This window comes from Curvibacter sp. AEP1-3, assembly GCF_002163715.1.
In the GTDB taxonomy this organism is placed as follows: domain Bacteria; phylum Pseudomonadota; class Gammaproteobacteria; order Burkholderiales; family Burkholderiaceae_C; genus Allorhodoferax.
This window is the reverse complement of sequence record NZ_CP015698.1, coordinates 1,914,686-1,928,932: the sequence shown is the minus strand read 5'-3', so window position 1 is coordinate 1,928,932 and position 14,247 is coordinate 1,914,686. Positions and strand designations below refer to the sequence as shown.

14 protein-coding genes and 1 pseudogene are annotated in these 14,247 nt (G+C 62.7%); 3 read left to right on the top strand and 12 right to left on the bottom strand.

Features of this window, described 5'->3' with window-relative positions; all coding sequences use genetic code 11:
- Complete coding sequence (gspF, locus tag AEP_RS08920; RefSeq protein WP_087497257.1) at positions 1-1,224, bottom strand: type II secretion system inner membrane protein GspF; 1,224 nt, start codon at positions 1,222-1,224, stop codon at positions 1-3.
- 237 nt (positions 1,225-1,461) lie between these two features.
- On the opposite strand from gspF, the gene AEP_RS08915 reads away from it, so the two are divergent.
- Positions 1,462-2,394 (top strand): lipase family alpha/beta hydrolase, encoded by a 933-nt coding sequence (locus tag AEP_RS08915; RefSeq protein WP_087495055.1) that lies wholly within the window; start codon positions 1,462-1,464, stop codon positions 2,392-2,394.
- On the top strand, positions 2,394-3,383 hold the full coding sequence (locus AEP_RS08910) for a lipase secretion chaperone (RefSeq protein ID WP_087495054.1): 990 nt from the start codon (positions 2,394-2,396) through the stop codon (positions 3,381-3,383). The genes AEP_RS08915 and AEP_RS08910 overlap by 1 nt, the downstream gene beginning before the upstream one ends.
- A gap of 58 nt (positions 3,384-3,441) precedes the next feature.
- Here AEP_RS08910 and AEP_RS08905 read toward each other — a convergent pair whose 3' ends face one another.
- Positions 3,442-3,945: a DUF4148 domain-containing protein gene (locus AEP_RS08905; RefSeq protein WP_087495053.1), complete on the bottom strand. Its 504-nt coding sequence runs from the start codon at positions 3,943-3,945 to the stop codon at positions 3,442-3,444.
- Between the two features lie 202 nt (positions 3,946-4,147).
- Between AEP_RS08905 and AEP_RS08900 the strand changes: the two genes are divergently transcribed.
- The gene (locus tag AEP_RS08900; RefSeq protein WP_087495052.1) at positions 4,148-5,080 is read left to right on the top strand and encodes a LysR family transcriptional regulator; all 933 of its coding nucleotides are present in this window, start codon (positions 4,148-4,150) and stop codon (positions 5,078-5,080) included.
- Between the two features lie 15 nt (positions 5,081-5,095).
- Here the strand turns inward: AEP_RS08900 and AEP_RS08895 are convergent, their stop codons facing one another.
- From AEP_RS08895 to gspG, 10 genes and pseudogenes are all read right to left on the bottom strand, one after another.
- On the bottom strand, positions 5,096-6,484 hold the full coding sequence (locus AEP_RS08895; RefSeq protein WP_087495051.1) for a GspE/PulE family protein: 1,389 nt from the start codon (positions 6,482-6,484) through the stop codon (positions 5,096-5,098).
- 9 nt (positions 6,485-6,493) lie between these two features.
- On the bottom strand, positions 6,494-8,629 hold the full coding sequence (gene gspD / locus AEP_RS08890) for a type II secretion system secretin GspD (protein WP_087495050.1): 2,136 nt from the start codon (positions 8,627-8,629) through the stop codon (positions 6,494-6,496).
- A 3-nt stretch (positions 8,630-8,632) separates the two neighbouring features.
- A complete protein-coding gene (gene gspN / locus AEP_RS08885) occupies positions 8,633-9,493 on the bottom strand; it encodes a type II secretion system protein N (protein ID WP_087495049.1) in 861 nt (286 codons plus the stop codon).
- A gap of 4 nt (positions 9,494-9,497) precedes the next feature.
- The gene (gene gspM, locus AEP_RS08880; RefSeq protein ID WP_087495048.1) at positions 9,498-9,986 is read right to left on the bottom strand and encodes a type II secretion system protein GspM; all 489 of its coding nucleotides are present in this window, start codon (positions 9,984-9,986) and stop codon (positions 9,498-9,500) included.
- Positions 9,983-11,194 (bottom strand): type II secretion system protein GspL, encoded by a 1,212-nt coding sequence (gene gspL / locus AEP_RS08875; RefSeq protein ID WP_198301926.1) that lies wholly within the window; start codon positions 11,192-11,194, stop codon positions 9,983-9,985. Before gspL ends, gspM begins: the two co-directional genes overlap by 4 nt.
- A gap of 7 nt (positions 11,195-11,201) precedes the next feature.
- Complete coding sequence (gene gspK / locus AEP_RS08870; RefSeq protein ID WP_087495046.1) at positions 11,202-12,233, bottom strand: type II secretion system minor pseudopilin GspK; 1,032 nt, start codon at positions 12,231-12,233, stop codon at positions 11,202-11,204.
- Positions 12,230-12,940 (bottom strand): prepilin-type N-terminal cleavage/methylation domain-containing protein, encoded by a 711-nt coding sequence (locus AEP_RS08865; RefSeq protein ID WP_198301925.1) that lies wholly within the window; start codon positions 12,938-12,940, stop codon positions 12,230-12,232. Before AEP_RS08865 ends, gspK begins: the two co-directional genes overlap by 4 nt.
- Positions 12,940-13,314 carry a type II secretion system minor pseudopilin GspI gene (gene gspI, locus AEP_RS08860; protein WP_087495044.1) on the bottom strand — a complete coding sequence of 125 codons (375 nt, stop codon included), beginning with the start codon at positions 13,312-13,314 and terminating at the stop codon, positions 12,940-12,942. Before gspI ends, AEP_RS08865 begins: the two co-directional genes overlap by 1 nt.
- On the bottom strand, positions 13,311-13,778 hold the full coding sequence (locus tag AEP_RS08855) for a pilus assembly FimT family protein (protein ID WP_087495043.1): 468 nt from the start codon (positions 13,776-13,778) through the stop codon (positions 13,311-13,313). Before AEP_RS08855 ends, gspI begins: the two co-directional genes overlap by 4 nt.
- Positions 13,756-14,192: pseudogene (gspG, locus tag AEP_RS08850) on the bottom strand (type II secretion system major pseudopilin GspG). The gene AEP_RS08855 and the pseudogene gspG overlap by 23 nt, the downstream one beginning before the upstream one ends.
- Between the last annotated feature and the right edge of the window lie 55 nt (positions 14,193-14,247).

Here is a 14,247-nt window from a genome sequence, read left to right as displayed (position 1 = left end):
TTATTTGACGAGCTGATTGAGTTGGATGATGGGCATCAGCACTGCGAGCACGATCAGCATGACCACCAGACCCATGGCGACGATGAGCAATGGCTCCAGTAGCGTCGCCAGTTGCAGGGCACGGCGCTGCACCTCAGTGCGTAACTGCAGCGCTGCGCGGTCCAGCATATGGGGCAGGCGACCGGTTTGCTCACCCAGGCGGGCAAACATGCTTAACAGCGCCGGGAAGCGCTGGTTGCGCGCCAGGGCACTGGCCAGTGGCGCACCTTCACGTACCAGGGTGAGCGCCTCGAGAGCATCGTCGCGCATCGCGCGGTTGCTCAGGGTTTCGGCGGCAGCTTGCAGGGCTTTGAGGATGGGCACGCCCGCTGCTGCCAACATGGCCAGCGTGCTGGCAAAGCGCGCGGCGTTGTAGCTGCGGGACATGCGGCCCAGCACCGGCAGGCGCAACCAGGCGGCATCCACTTTGGATCGGAAAGCGGCTCCGGCCCAAGCGATACGTGCGCAAGCAGCTCCTGAAATAATAGCAATCAGCGCGAGCAGTCCATAGCTGCGCACCGCGTCACTGATGGCCAGCATCACCCGCGTCAACCACGGCAAAGCTTGTTTGGAGCCGGCGAACACATTGGCAATTTGCGGCACCACATAGGCCAGCAAAAACAGCACGATGACCAGCGCCACCACGCTGACAATGGCCGGGTAGAGCGCCGCGCCCATGAGTTTGGAAGACAAGTTTTGCTGCTCTTCCAGATCGTCGGCCAGCCGCTCCAGCACCAGACCCAACTGGCCGCTTTGCTCACCGGCGCTGACCACGGCCACATAAATGTCAGAAAACTCTTTGGGGTGCTGGGCCAATGCCGTGCCCAAGGGCTTGCCGCCATTCACCTCGGAGCGGATGGTGGCCACCACGTCGCGTTGAGCCGGAGTTTCGGCTTCCTCAGCCAGCGAGCTCAGGGCACGTTCCAGGGGCAGGCCGGCAGATACCAGTCCTGCCAACTGGCGGGTCCATACGGTCCGTTGGTTGTTGCTGAAGGCGCGTTGGCCCCAGCTACTGCGGCTGGAAGTGCTGCCATCCAGCTTGTCGCCACTGAGTGCCTGCACCTGCAAAGGAACCAGCTGTTGGGCCCGCAACAGCGAGCGCGCTGACTTGGCGGCGTCAGCCTCCACCACGCCGGTGCGGGTCTTGCCATCGGCATCAAGGGCTTGGTAGGAGAAGGCGGGCATGGCGCAATGGTAGCGGGGCGCCGCATGCCACGGGTTTTCCACCATGACAAAAACATGTCTTGCGCACATACTTTGATAAAAGCACGACCGTGCTATTTTGATGGTCGCCCTACGACACAAGCAGCAGGCAATCCGTCACCCGCGACAGCGCCCCCACCCCAGAGGTCGCAACGGTTCTTCTATTCCATTGACATCCCTTCAACACCATCGACCCTCAGAGGTCCCGAGGAGACAAACATGAAGCGAATCGTGATGGGCTGGCTTGCCGCATGCGCGCTGGCTATCGGCCTACTTCCGTCGGCAGCGCAGGCGGCCGGCTACACCCAGACCAAGTACCCCATCGTGCTGGTGCACGGATTGTTCGGCTTTGACAACATTGGTCCCGTTGAATACTTTTACGGCATTCCCTCTGCACTGCGCGCCGACGGGGCGAAGGTGTATGTGGTGCAAGTGGCTGCAGCCAACAGCACGGAGGTGCGTGGCGAACAGTTGTTGAGCCAAGTACGCCAGATTCTGGCTGCCACGGGTGCCGCCAAGGTCAACCTGATGGGCCACAGCCATGGCGGCCCGACCGCGCGCTATGTGGCTTCGGTGCGCCCTGATCTGGTGGCGTCTGTCACCAGCATCGGCGGCGTCAACAAAGGGTCTGCGGTGGCAGACGTGCTGTTGGGTGTGGCACCTCCCGGAAGTTTGCAAAACACCGCTTTGGTGTCCGTCACCAACGGCTTGGCTTCCATCATCAACTTTTTGTCTGGCGGAAGCGGTTTGTCCCAGAACGCATTGGCCGCAGCCCAATCCCTGAGCACTGCGGGCACGTTGAAATTCAATGCCAAGCATCCGCAAGGTGTGCCTACATCCGCGTGTGGCGAAGGGGCCTACAGCGTCAATGGCGTCGCCTATTTCTCCTGGAGCGGAGCCCAGCCGTATTCCAACCTGCTGGATCCCGTGGACCCTGCGCTGGCGCTGACCTCCCTGGCTTTTTTGGGCGCAAAAAATGATGGACTGGTGAGCAGCTGCTCCTCCCGCCTGGGGCGCGTTATCCGTGATGACTATGCCTTCAATCACCTCGATGAGGTCAACCAGACCGTGGGCTTGACCAACTTGTTTGAAACCAATCCGGTCACCATCTTCCGCCAGCAGGCCAACCGCCTGCGTAACGCCGGTTTGTGATGACACTGCGCTGGGACAAGCGCACAGGCCTGGCAACCTTGGGGTTGCTGGGCTTGTTGGGTTTTGCCCTGTGGATAGGGTGGAGTCCTAGCAGAACCGACACCTCCAAACCGTCCTCCTTGGAAAACAGGCAACCGGCGCTTTCTTTGGCGGGTACTGCACCAGATGGTTTGATGGCATTGCAAGCGAGCGCGTTGAATCCCCTGCCGGGTCAGTGCCGGGAAGCCGGTTGCAGCACACTGGCGTATGGGGAGCTCAAGCGATTGTTTGACTACTACCTCAGCACTGTCGGCGAGCAAACCATTCCAGAAATCACGCGCCAGATACAGCAGGTTCTGGCCGAGAACCTCAGGCCTGCCCAGTTGCCCCAGGCCCAGCGCTTGTTGGACCGGTATATCGCCTTCAAAGCTGCATTGCTCCGGCTGGAACAGGATTACGCGAAAAAGCCTGAAGCCGAGCGCAGTTTGCGCGCCCGGTTCCTGGCCATGCAGAGTTTGCGTGACAACTACTTCAGTGCGGAAGAGACACAGGCCATGTTCGGCCTGGAAGACGCCAACGACATGGACGCGCTGGCCCGGCTGGAGATCGCCAATGATGCGACATTGAGCGCGTCAGACAAGCGCTCCCGGTTGGCAACGCTGGATCAGCAAATGCCGCGCATGCTGCGTGAAGACCGGGAAGCGCCTCGTGCAGTGATCCGGCTCGAAGCGCAAATTGCCGCTTTGCGTGCGCAGGGGGCGGGGGATGACGAGGTGTTTCGCGCCCGGGCCAAGACCTTGGACAATGCTGCCGCTGGCCGTTTGGCAGAGCTGGAGCAGGAAGAGCGCCAATGGCGCCAAAGGATCGACAGCTATTTGAGTGATCGGGCTCGCGCTTTGCAGCGACTGGCTGATGCGCCGGACTCAGAAAAGCAAGCAGCCTTGGCAGACTTGCAGCAGGCCCGCTTCAATGAACTGGAGCGCAAGCGCTTGGAGGCGTACGAGCCTTGAACGAAAAAGCCCTCCGGCCTTGTGGGCCGGAGGGCTTGAGGTTTCCCTATCGCGATGCTTAGTTCACGCGAGTGGTGGGATAAAAGGTCGGGAACTGTTCGTTCAGCTTGCTGACTTGTCCAGAGCCGTAAGACACGGCGATGTCACCCGTGCGTTGGGCTTCTGCCAATTCGGCGACCACTTGAGCGCGTGTTTTTCCTGCAGCATCGGACACCTTGGTGGCATAGAACGTAGGGAACTGTTCGTTCAGTTTGTTCACCTGTCCTGAGCCGTTGTTTACCACGATGTCGCCGGTGCGTTGGGCCGCAGCAAGCTCAGACAGGACTTGTGCACGTGTCTTGCTGGTCTCGACCTTGGCTACGGGGTAGAAGCTTGCAAACTGCTCATTGAGCTTGAAAACCTGGCCGGATCCGTTGTTCACGACGATGTTACCGGTGCGTTGGGCTTCAGCCAATTCAGCACGGACTTGCTCGCGGGTTTTGCCTGTGTTGTCAGCAGCTTGTGCATGGCCGGTCAGCAAGGCAGCAACGGCGATAGCGATAGAAGCGGTAGCGTATTTCATGATTCACATCCTTCATTCAAAGTTGATTCCGATCGACAGACACAGCGTCTGTCGTTACCGGTATCGAGGGGGCGTATCCAGTGCGTCTCATCGATGGGTTGAACTTTAGAGATCGGAGGCCATCTGAAAAATACCTCTGCAGACAGTGGACCATTACGCAGTTTGAAATAATCGTCCCCTTGAATAGTTTGAAAAGAGACCCATGGACCGATTGATGTCAATGCGGGTTTTCCAGAAAGTAGTGGATGAAGGCGGCTTCGCTGCCGCCGCCCGCGCGCTGGACATGTCTTCAGCCGCCGTGACCCGCCAGATTGCTGACTTGGAAGACTTTTTGGGAGCCCGTCTCCTGCACCGCACCACGCGAAAGGTCTCTCTGAGTCCGGCGGGTGAGACCTATCTGGGCAGGGTGCGCACTATCCTGCAAGACATTGACGAGGCGCACGACCTCACCAGTTCACAAACGCAGGAGCTTTCAGGCGAACTTCGCCTTTTGTCACCTCCTGCACTGGCTTCCCATGTGATCGGGCCCATCATCGCGGGGTTCACGGCCAAGTACCCCGAGATTTCCTTGCACATGGATGTGGATACCTACACGGTGCCGCCCGTGGAGGACTACGACATCACCATGCTGCCAACGGATGGCAATTACGACGGTAATGTGATCGCGCGCCGCGTTTCGTCCACCCAGTCGATTCTGGTCGCATCGCCCGCGTATCTGAAGCGCATGGGGACGCCCACCACACCGGATGAACTGATTGACCACCACGTACTGAGGCTCAAGACGCCCCATGTCAGCTTCGACCAATGGCGGCTCTTGAACACAGAGCGCAATGACGAGGCGGGGGTGTTTCCCGTCAAACCCAAGCTTTGGGTCAACCATGGCGACACCTTGCTGCGGGCCGCGGTGGATGGCGCAGGCATTACTTCGGCGGCAGTGACTTTGGTGGCCCCACTCTTGACCGATGGCACGCTGGTGAGGGTGTTGTCGCCTTGGATAGGCGGTCATTTGGCCTTGTATGCGGCACTACCCAGTCGCAAATTCATGCCGGAACGCACGAGGGTGTTTTTGGAGTATTTGACGGAGCAAAGCCGCGCCCGCGCGGACGCCATGGTGAAGGCCTGCACCCGCTGCTGAAGACTCGCACCCTTGTCAGTCGCGCACTACGCGAATCAGCTCTTCTCTGCTGGTCAGGCCGCTGCAAACCAGCCGTTCCCCATCGTCACGCAGCGGCACCATGCCTTGACGGAGTGCTGCGCTACGGATGTCTGCCTCTGAGGCGTTATGGTGAATCAGCTCTGCAATCGCGTCGTCTGCCACCAGTAGCTCGAACACCCCGGTGCGGCCCAGGTAGCCCGTGTGACCGCAATGCTCGCATCCCTTGCCCGCGCAGGATTTGCAGAGTTTGCGTACCAGCCGCTGCGCCAGCACGCCGCGCAAAGACGAGCTCAGCAGAAATGGCTCCACTCCCATGTCGATCAAGCGCGTCACGGCGCTGGCGGAGTCGTTGGTGTGCAGAGTCGCCAGCACCAAGTGACCGGTGAGCGATGCCTGAATGGCGATTTGCGCCGTCTCGAAATCGCGGATTTCCCCGATCATGATCACGTCCGGGTCCTGGCGCAGGATGGCGCGCAAGGCTTTGGCAAACGTCAGATCGATTTTGGGGTTCACCTGCGTTTGGCCCACGCCGGGCAGCTCGTATTCGATAGGGTCTTCCACCGTCATGATGTTCTGGCGAGCGGCGTCCAACCGGCCCAGAGAGGCATACAGCGTGGTGGACTTGCCCGAACCTGTGGGGCCTGTTACGAGAATGATGCCGTGCGGCTGGGCAATCAGGCCTTCAAAGCGGCGCAGCACATCGCCCTGCATGCCCACGGCTTCCAGGCTGCGCTGGTCCTGACTTTTATCCAAGAGGCGCAGCACCGCGCGTTCGCCGTGGGCGCTGGGCAGGGTGCTGACGCGAACATCCACGGCACGGGTCCCGATGCGCAAGGAAATGCGCCCGTCCTGCGGCAGGCGCTTTTCCGAGATATCCAGATCAGCCATGATTTTGAGGCGCGAGATCAGGGCCGCATGTAGCGCGCGGTGGGCTTGCACCACTTCACGCAAGCTGCCATCCACCCGGAAGCGGACGGACGAATTGCGTTCGTAGGGCTCAATGTGGATGTCACTCGCACCGTCACGGGCTGCTTGCGTCAGCAGCGCGTTGAGCATGCGGATAATGGGCGCGTCATCTGCGGTTTCCAGCAAGTCTTCGACGGCGGGCAACTCCTGCATCATGCGGCTCAGGTCCGCTTCGCCCTGCACCTCGTTCATCACCGTGGCCGCACTCGATTCACCTTGGGCATAGGCCACGCTAATGCGCTGGGTCAGTTCCGCCGCATCCTGGGTTTGCAGGCTGTCAATGCGGTATTTGCGCATCACCTCCGAGATAGCCGAAGGTGACGTCGCGCCATGGACCCACAAGCTCAGTCGCTCGTTATCGTCTTCCAGCAGCAACTGCTGTGTGCGTGCGAAGGCATAGGGCAGCGGGTAGCGCATGGGCCGGGCTTATTGCGCAGGCACTACCGGCGGCACAGGCGCCGCAGCGGCCGGCTTGGCGGGCAGCCCCGGCAACACCGGCGCCTCATTGACCGGCATCGTATTGCTGGGCTCCGGTTGGGCGCCCTGCTGGGAGCTGCGCATCTGCTCATAACGTTCGTTAGATAGTGCCTGAGTGGCCGTGGCATCTCGCACCACCACCGGGCGCAGAAACACCATCAGGTTGGTTTTCTTGCGGCTGCGGGATTCGCTCTTGAACAGGTTGCCGAACCACGGCACATCGGCAAGACCCGGCACTTTTTCCTGATTGCCGGCGTACTCGTCTTGCAGCAGTCCACCCAGCACCACCACCGCGCCGTCTTCCACCAGCACGTTGGATTCGATGGTGCGTTTGTTGGTCGTCGGGCCATTGGCAGCGCCGGCGGTGGAGGCCAAGACACTGGAGACCTCCTGGTAAATCGCCAGCTTGATGGTGCCGTTCTCACTGATTTGCGGTTTGACCTTGAGTGTCAGGCCTACGTCCTTGCGTTCAATCGTCTGGAAGGGGTTCACGCTGCCACCGTTGCTGCCGGTGTTGGTGAACTGCCCGGTCACAAAGGGCACGTTCTGCCCGATGACGATCTTGGCCTCTTCGTTGTCCAGGGTCAGCAAATTGGGGGTGGAGAGCACATTGCCGCTACCGGTCGATTCCAGGAATCGGGCCAGAAATCCCAGCACATACACCCCATTCGTCCGGTTCGCCACGCCTATGTTCAGCCCCTTGGCGGGTGACACGGTGCCGGATGCACCCGCGGTGGCCAGGCTGATGATGTTGCTGCCCGCGCTGCCGAAGTTGGTGCCCAGCACACCGATGGCGCTGTCGCCTGCATTGCCCAGCGCGCCTTGCCACTGAATGCCGAATTCCGCCGCCTTGTCGGCGCTCACCTCGGCAATCAGGCTTTCCACAAACACCTGCGCGCGGCGGGCATCGAGCTTGTCGATGACGGCGCGTAACTGCCGGTACTGCGGTTCGCTGGCAGTGATGATGAGGGAGTTGGTGGCCGGGTCGGCCTGGATCTGCCCGCCGGTGCTGGGTGCTGCGGCTGCGCCCAGGTTGGCGCCGCCAGCTCCCGGCGTGGCGGCAGCCGTTGGGGTAGCCGGTGAAGGCGAACTGCTGCTTGTCGAACCTGCCGCACTGATGGCCGCGCGCAGGGTGGTAGCCAGTTGGGTGGCGTTCGCGTTCTTCAGGTAGACCACATAAATGTTGCCTGCTGCGCCATTAGCCCCCGCCATCGGCTGGTCTAGCTTGTCGATCAGGTTGCGTGCCAAAGCCAGGCGGGCTTGGTTGGCTGCACGCACGATCAAGGTGTTGCTACGGGGTTCAGCGACCACAGTCGTCTTGAAGCTCGCATCCGTGGTTCCACCAGCGGCGCCCGCACCGGAGCTTTCCATCAGCCGCAACACCAAGGGTGCGAGGTCCGTGGCACTGGCATTCTTAAGCGTTATGACTTCCACATCCGTGGCATTGGGCACATCCAGCGCTGCCACGATGCGGGCCAGGCGCCTCAGGTTGTCGGCGTAGTCGGTGATCACCAGCGAATTGGTCGCCGGGTTCACATTGATCGGGTTGTTGGGGTTGATCAGCGGGCGCAGCACCGCCACCAGGTTGTTCGCGTTTTCGAACTGCAGCTTGATGATTTGCGTCACCAGCTGGTTGCCCGGCGCGTTGGCCATGCCGCTGTCGGTGGAGGCTACGCTGCCGCCCAACAATTTGGCGTCTGCCTCAGGCACCACTTTGTCGAGACCGTCGGCCTGCACCACGGTGTAGCCCATGGTGCGCAACACGGCCAGAAAGTGGTTGTATGCGCGGGCGGGGGACATGGGGCTGTCCGACACCAGTGTCATGGTGCCTTTGACGCGGGGATCCACCACCACATTGCGCCCAGTGAGGGTGGCCATGGTGCGGGCCACGGCTTCGATCTCGGCGTTGCTGAAGTTCAGAGTAATCGGTTCGCCGCGCTTGGCTGCCGGAGTCCCTGCATTTGTCTGCGCCCAAGATTGGGTGCTAAATAGGCCACTGGCGCCCGTGCACAGTGCGCCAGCAGCTATCAATTGAATAGCAATGGTGGTGATGCGCCGTTGCGGGGGCTGATGTTGTTGTGGCATTCCTTAACCCAGGTGAATCAGAGACCTTGCGCCTTGGCGCTGCCCGATGATATTCAGCAAATTGGAAAGCGCATCTTCCCGGCCATCAGCGGCGGTCGCTTCTCCGTCAAAAACAACACGCCGGTTCTGGATGACACCGCTTCCACGCAACTGCAAAGCCCCTTCCAACGTGCTCAAGGTCAGATTCGGATGGGTGGCCCCGTGCAAGGCAAATCGGTAGCTCCCTATGGGCTTCAGGGTGGACAGGCTGGTGCTCACGCCCAGAGCATCGAGCTGCAGGGCACCTTGTAGTTGCAAGCCCTCGGTACCTCCCCGAATGTCCAGTGCGCGTGTGCTGAGTTCCAGCCGGCCTTGGGGTTGCAAGGTGTTCCAGGGCGTGCCCAGTCCGGTCAGCATAGATGCCGGCATCCGCAGAGGCTGGCTGGAAGGCAGGTCGTCGGTCTGGAGCTGTAAGGCCTGCAGGTCGGTGCTGATACGCCAGACCCACGGCTGGCTAAGGCAGCAGTCGGCACGCCATTGCACGCGCAGGCCGGGTTGCTGGTGAATCCATGCCGGGCGCAAGGTCCATTCCAGCTGACCCGGCAGAGCGGTACTGCCTTGGGCGTCGCTTTGGAATGTCAGCTGGCCGCTTCCATTCCAGAGCGTGCCCTGGGCGTTGTGCAGTTGCAAAGGTGAGCCCGCCCAATCCAGTCCCGCGGCTAGCCAACGCGCAGGTGCAAACACCAATGCTCCGGCCAGCAGGCCCAGGGTGATGCCGCTGACAGCCCAGACCCACGGTGCGCGATAGCGCGAGGTGCGCACGCTGCTCGCCCGCTCTGTGAGCACGGGCAGGGGGGTGCGGAGCAATAGCGGGTTTGCGGCCATGGTCTCAGCCTCCCGGCAAGTTGAATTGCACGGTGCCGCTCCAGCTGCTGCCCTCACGGCTCAGCTTGGCTTGTGCGGGTACCAGACGCGCCTCGCTGCGGGTGCGAGTCAGCCACTGTGCCAGCACGGCAGCGTCCAGGCCTTTGAAGGTGACGGTCGCTTGCTGCCCGATGACCAACAGGTTGGCCTTGGTGCCCAGGCTTGCCACAGCGCTTTGCAAGGCGGCTTGCGCGGCACGGCCATCGACGGCGGGCTGGCCTTTGAGGTTCTGCGCGCGCATCTGCAAGGCTTGCATGGACTGCAGCTGTGCATCCAGCGTGCCACGCTGGGCAGGGTAGGCTTTGACGGTGCGCAGGGCCGGTGCGATGCCCACGGTCCAGAGCAATGCACCCAGCACCAACACGGCTGCCAGGGTCAGCAAGCGCTGCTCACGGGCCGGGCGTTGTGCCCACCAGAGTGCGGCGGCCGAGGGGGATGTGTCGCTGCGGCTCATGGGCTGACCACCAGGGCGTTGCCGTCCAGGCGGGTGCGGTAGCCGCGGGATTGCAGTCCGTCGCGCAGGCGCTGTGTGTCCTCGGCGTCTGCATTGAAAGCGCTCAAGCGCAGCTCTCCCGCTACAAATTCAATAGCTGCTGGCGCACCATTGGCGGGCGCCAGCGCGCCAAAAGCCTCCAACATGCGCTCCAGGTCGCGCGATTGGGCCTGGCCACTGCTTTGGCCTAATGCGTCTACGGCGCGTTGCATTTGGAGCGGCGCATCCACCACCACCGTCGTGTTGGGAAAAGTGGTGAGCAGCACGTTCTGGATGGCGCTGCGCTGGCTGCTCAGGGCTTGGCGGGCTTGCCATGCTTGTGCGTTCAGGCCTGCGACCTGAACGGCACAGAGCAGCGCAAATGCCCAGCGGGCAGGCCGCCATGCGGGCGCCTGCCACAGCATCAGCGCAGCGTCACCCGCACGGCGTAGTGCGGCGTTGCGGGTGGCGAATTCCCCTTGGGCGAGGTTCCAGTCGGTATCAGTGCAGTTTTGCAGCCGTTGGGCGCGGTGCTGCACAGTGGCTTCGCGGTGCAGCAGCTGCTCGGCCAGAGCGGCGCAGGCCGGCTCCGCGTACACGGCGGCGTCTGTGGGCAAAGCGGCCGGCGCTATACCCGCGCCTGTGTTGCTGAGAGGCACGATGCGGCGGTGCACACCAGCGTGGTCCGTCCATACCAGTTCGGCGCTCTCTGCCTCACCGGTGAGCCAGAGCGTGGCAGGGTTGTCCTCGAGGGTCGATGGAGCCCATTCGGGGGCAATGCGGCGTACGGTGTGCCCGGCACCCGTCAGCGCGCTTAACGTGTTCTTGAGCCACACCTTTTGGCAGGCAGCCACCCAGAGGGCGCCGGATTCGCCGGCGTTCGCTTGAACTGCCAGATGCAGCTGCGCGGGTTCATCCAGCAGCTGGTCTTCCAGCAAGCCCTCCAGCACGGCGCGCAGTTTGGCCGGGTTGCGAGCTTGTCCGTTACGCACCAACAAGCCGGGCGGCAGGCTCACCCGGTGCCAGGACAGGGCTGATGCCGGGACGATCAGTATGGTCTCTGCGTTGCCGCTTGCGGCTGGGGTAGCGGCGCTTTGCTGTGTGGACTGCAGGATGTCGCTGCGCACGCAATCCCACATCGCACCATCTGGTGCGTGGGGGGCTGGGGGCATGACAAGGAGCGTGCGCATGGATCTTTCATTGTACGGAGGCATCCAGGGGCGCCTCGCGCTCTTTCCAGAGGGGTCTTGCCAGCAAACCTTCGCGTTGCACCACGGTGCGCTCTTGGGTTGTCAAGGTACCCATGCGAAGTCGCACACGCACTTCGAAAAAGCGCGAGTTCACGCTGTGGAGGTTCTCACTGAAGGTACTTTCGGCTTGCCCGATGGCGCTGGCCGCATCGGCCAGACTGCGAAAAGGGGTCTTGGCCCGGGTGTCTATCAGTCGCTGGGCATTGCCGGCATCCAGTCCCTGCGTAATGGCTTGCAGCACCAGCGAGGGAGCGGTGTTGATATTGACAGTCGTCCGGTCCGGGAGGACCACTACGTAGGGTCGCAGCAGGGCGACGGAGCGTGCAGACAGACCCAACCATCGCATCTGATCCAGGCTTCGCGGAATGAGGGGAATGCCGTTGGCCGGGCGCGTCGCGGCAGTACTGGAGTTGCGGGTGGTGTTGGCTGCCGCGGGACTGCCTTCGGGGGGCTCCAGTCCAGCCCGCAAATTTGTTACCAGTAGTTGCAATTCCGCTGGGGGAATCTGTAGCGCTTCAAACAAGCGGCCGAATGCGCGCAGGGTCGGTCCGTGAGTCTGCTGGTCCAGCACGAGGTTGGTCACATTCAGTCGCGACTGCAGGTCGGTGATGCTGCCGGAGAGGTAGGCGTTTTGCAGCGCATCGCTCGCCAGTGGCTCATCGCCCACGGCGCCATTGGCGAGGAATGTGCTGAGCTTGGCCTCCTGCAAGGTGATGGCCCAGGGCTCGCCGAGGTGGTCCACCGCGCCGGAGCGGGCGTCCTCCCGCAAGATGAGGCGGGCCCAGTCGGTGGTGCCGTGCAGTATCCAGTTGGCTTGCACCCGCGCACGCTCGGAGGCTTCGAGGTCATAAGCACGCGCCTGCTGCCACAAGGCGGCGGTGCTGAGTGTGGCTACCAGCGCCATCAGCAGCAGGGCTGTCAGGATGGCTGCACCTTGATGCCCCGCTGTGCGGAGTGGTTTGCGACCGGTACCCGTCATTGAGCGGCTCCGGTTAAGGTGCTGCGGGCCCAATCGCGCACCACCGTGCCCGCCAGCGGATGGCGGGGGGGGAGGGTGAGCACCAAGCGCACGCCATCAGGGATGACGGAGCTGTCTTGTGCGCCGGTGCTGGAGAGCGGGTTGCTCCAAGCGCCTCCCCGGTAAAAGAACAGCTGCCAGCCATCGAGCGCCACCACCGACACCTCGCGCTGACGCAAGCTGGGCTCGTTCCCAGAGGAGTTGTTGGCGCCCCTGATGCTGCCTTCCGCACCCTGGGCCCATGCAGCTGCGGCTGCCCATGCGGCTTGCCAAGCCTCGCGGGTCTGCACCGGGCCAGATTGCCAGCGCAGCCAGCGGGCTTGGCCCTCGCGCTCGGCGCGGGTCCAGGTCACGACGATGGCGCCGTCCCCGTCCTGCACACTGCGGCGTGTGAGTCGCAGGGCGCGGCCATCCCATTCCAGGCTGCGGGTTTGGGGGAGTTCCAGCACGGCGTCCAGATCGGCGGTCCATTGGTTGAGGCCGTCTTCGGTGGTGAGCACAGCGTCGTTGTGGCTGCGGTTGACTTCCTTGGCCTGTTGCATGCCGCCGAGCGCCTGCCAGCCCATGGTGGCCATCAAGGCCATGACGGCCAGCGCAACCAGCAGTTCGATGAGCGTGAAGCCCCGCATTCCGGAGCTGCGGTTACGGCGGAGGACGGATGGGCGCATCAGTACCGGCCCACCACAGTGCTCAGTTGCAACAGGGCGGTGCCTGACTGGGCCACGCGCGCTTCCACCCGCCGGAAATTCGGGTTAGGCGTGGCCTGCACCAACAGGCGCAGCTCCAGGGTCTGTCCGCCTTGGGTGCACTCCTGGGTGTTGTCGCTTACGTCAGGCAATTGGCGGCTGAGGCGGATTTGCACCAGGGCGTTCTCGGCGCAGAGCTGGGCCAGCACCCGGCTGCTTTGGCGTTCGGTGCTGCGCGTCATGGTGGCGCTGGCTCGCAATCCGGCGATCAGGGTCACTGCCACGATGGCAAGCGCCACCAGCACTTCGATCAGGGTGAAGCCGCGACGGCGGTTTAAGGGTTTGCCCGTGTTCATGGCGGCGCGTTGCGGACCTCAAAAGCGCGCAGGCCGTCGGTGCTGATCCAGCGGCTGCGGTCCGGCGCCTCCCGGCTCCACAGGCGCAGGCTTTGCGGACCGATCACCGGCTCCGGGCCCAGTTGCAGCGGCGTGTCGCTTTGCGCTTGCATACCGGCTTGCTCCCAGCGCTGGGGGCGGGCGGTGAGACCATTGGTGAATTCAAAACCCTCCGCCGTGGCGCGCCACTGCAGTGCGACGCCGCTGGCCCGGGATTCGGCTCGGGCGGATTCGAGCAAGGCTACCAGGCGCTGGGCTTCGCGGTCCAATTGGTTCTGGGCGCTGTCACGCAGTGCAAAGGCCACCATGGCCGATGCCATGCCCACGATGGCGACGACGATCATCAGCTCCAGCAGCGTGAAACCGTGCTGGCCTGCATTGCGCCAGAAAGATGCGGGCGATTTACCAGTTGCCGATATCGGCATCTTTGCCTTCGCCTCCGGCCTGGCCGTCTGCGCCGAAGGACATCACATCCACCTCGCCTTTGAGGCCGGGGTTGATATAGAGGTAGGCACGGTTCCACGGGTCAGCCGGCAGCTTGTCGAGGTAGGGTCGCCAGTTGGCGGGCACGGGGCCTGCAGTGGGCTTGGCTACCAGTGCTTGCAGGCCTTGCTCGGGGGTGGGGAAGCGTGTTGGTTATCCAGCTTGTAGAGCTTGAGCGCCTGGCTCAGGTTGGCGATGTCGGTTTTGGCTGCAGTGACGCGGGCGTCGTCGGCACGGTCCAGCACATTGGGCACGATCAGGGCTGCCAGCACGCCGATGATGACCAACACCACCATCAGTTCGATCAGGGTAAAGCCGCGCTGGGCAGCGTGCTGGAGTCGGTGAAGCGGGTTCATAGGGTGTGCCGTTGGATCGGTCGGGTGGAGGCAAGTGCCTTCAATGATAATGCGG

Excerpts from the sequence above, each read along its gene's own strand:
- gspF (WP_087497257.1), bottom strand. The coding sequence starts at position 1,224 with ATGCCCGCCTTCTCCTACCAAGCCCTTGATGCCGATGGCAAGACCCGC.
- AEP_RS08915 (WP_087495055.1), top strand. The coding sequence starts at position 1,462 with ATGAAGCGAATCGTGATGGGCTGGCTTGCCGCATGCGCGCTGGCTATC.
- AEP_RS08910 (WP_087495054.1), top strand. The coding sequence starts at position 2,394 with ATGACACTGCGCTGGGACAAGCGCACAGGCCTGGCAACCTTGGGGTTG.
- AEP_RS08905 (WP_087495053.1), bottom strand. The coding sequence starts at position 3,945 with ATGAAATACGCTACCGCTTCTATCGCTATCGCCGTTGCTGCCTTGCTG.
- AEP_RS08900 (WP_087495052.1), top strand. The coding sequence starts at position 4,148 with ATGGACCGATTGATGTCAATGCGGGTTTTCCAGAAAGTAGTGGATGAA.
- AEP_RS08895 (WP_087495051.1), bottom strand. The coding sequence starts at position 6,484 with ATGCGCTACCCGCTGCCCTATGCCTTCGCACGCACACAGCAGTTGCTG.
- gspD (WP_087495050.1), bottom strand. The coding sequence starts at position 8,629 with ATGCCACAACAACATCAGCCCCCGCAACGGCGCATCACCACCATTGCT.
- gspN (WP_087495049.1), bottom strand. The coding sequence starts at position 9,493 with ATGGCCGCAAACCCGCTATTGCTCCGCACCCCCCTGCCCGTGCTCACA.
- gspM (WP_087495048.1), bottom strand. The coding sequence starts at position 9,986 with ATGAGCCGCAGCGACACATCCCCCTCGGCCGCCGCACTCTGGTGGGCA.
- gspL (WP_198301926.1), bottom strand. The coding sequence starts at position 11,194 with ATGCGCACGCTCCTTGTCATGCCCCCAGCCCCCCACGCACCAGATGGT.
- gspK (WP_087495046.1), bottom strand. The coding sequence starts at position 12,233 with ATGACGGGTACCGGTCGCAAACCACTCCGCACAGCGGGGCATCAAGGT.
- AEP_RS08865 (WP_198301925.1), bottom strand. The coding sequence starts at position 12,940 with ATGCGCCCATCCGTCCTCCGCCGTAACCGCAGCTCCGGAATGCGGGGC.
- gspI (WP_087495044.1), bottom strand. The coding sequence starts at position 13,314 with ATGAACACGGGCAAACCCTTAAACCGCCGTCGCGGCTTCACCCTGATC.
- AEP_RS08855 (WP_087495043.1), bottom strand. The coding sequence starts at position 13,778 with ATGCCGATATCGGCAACTGGTAAATCGCCCGCATCTTTCTGGCGCAAT.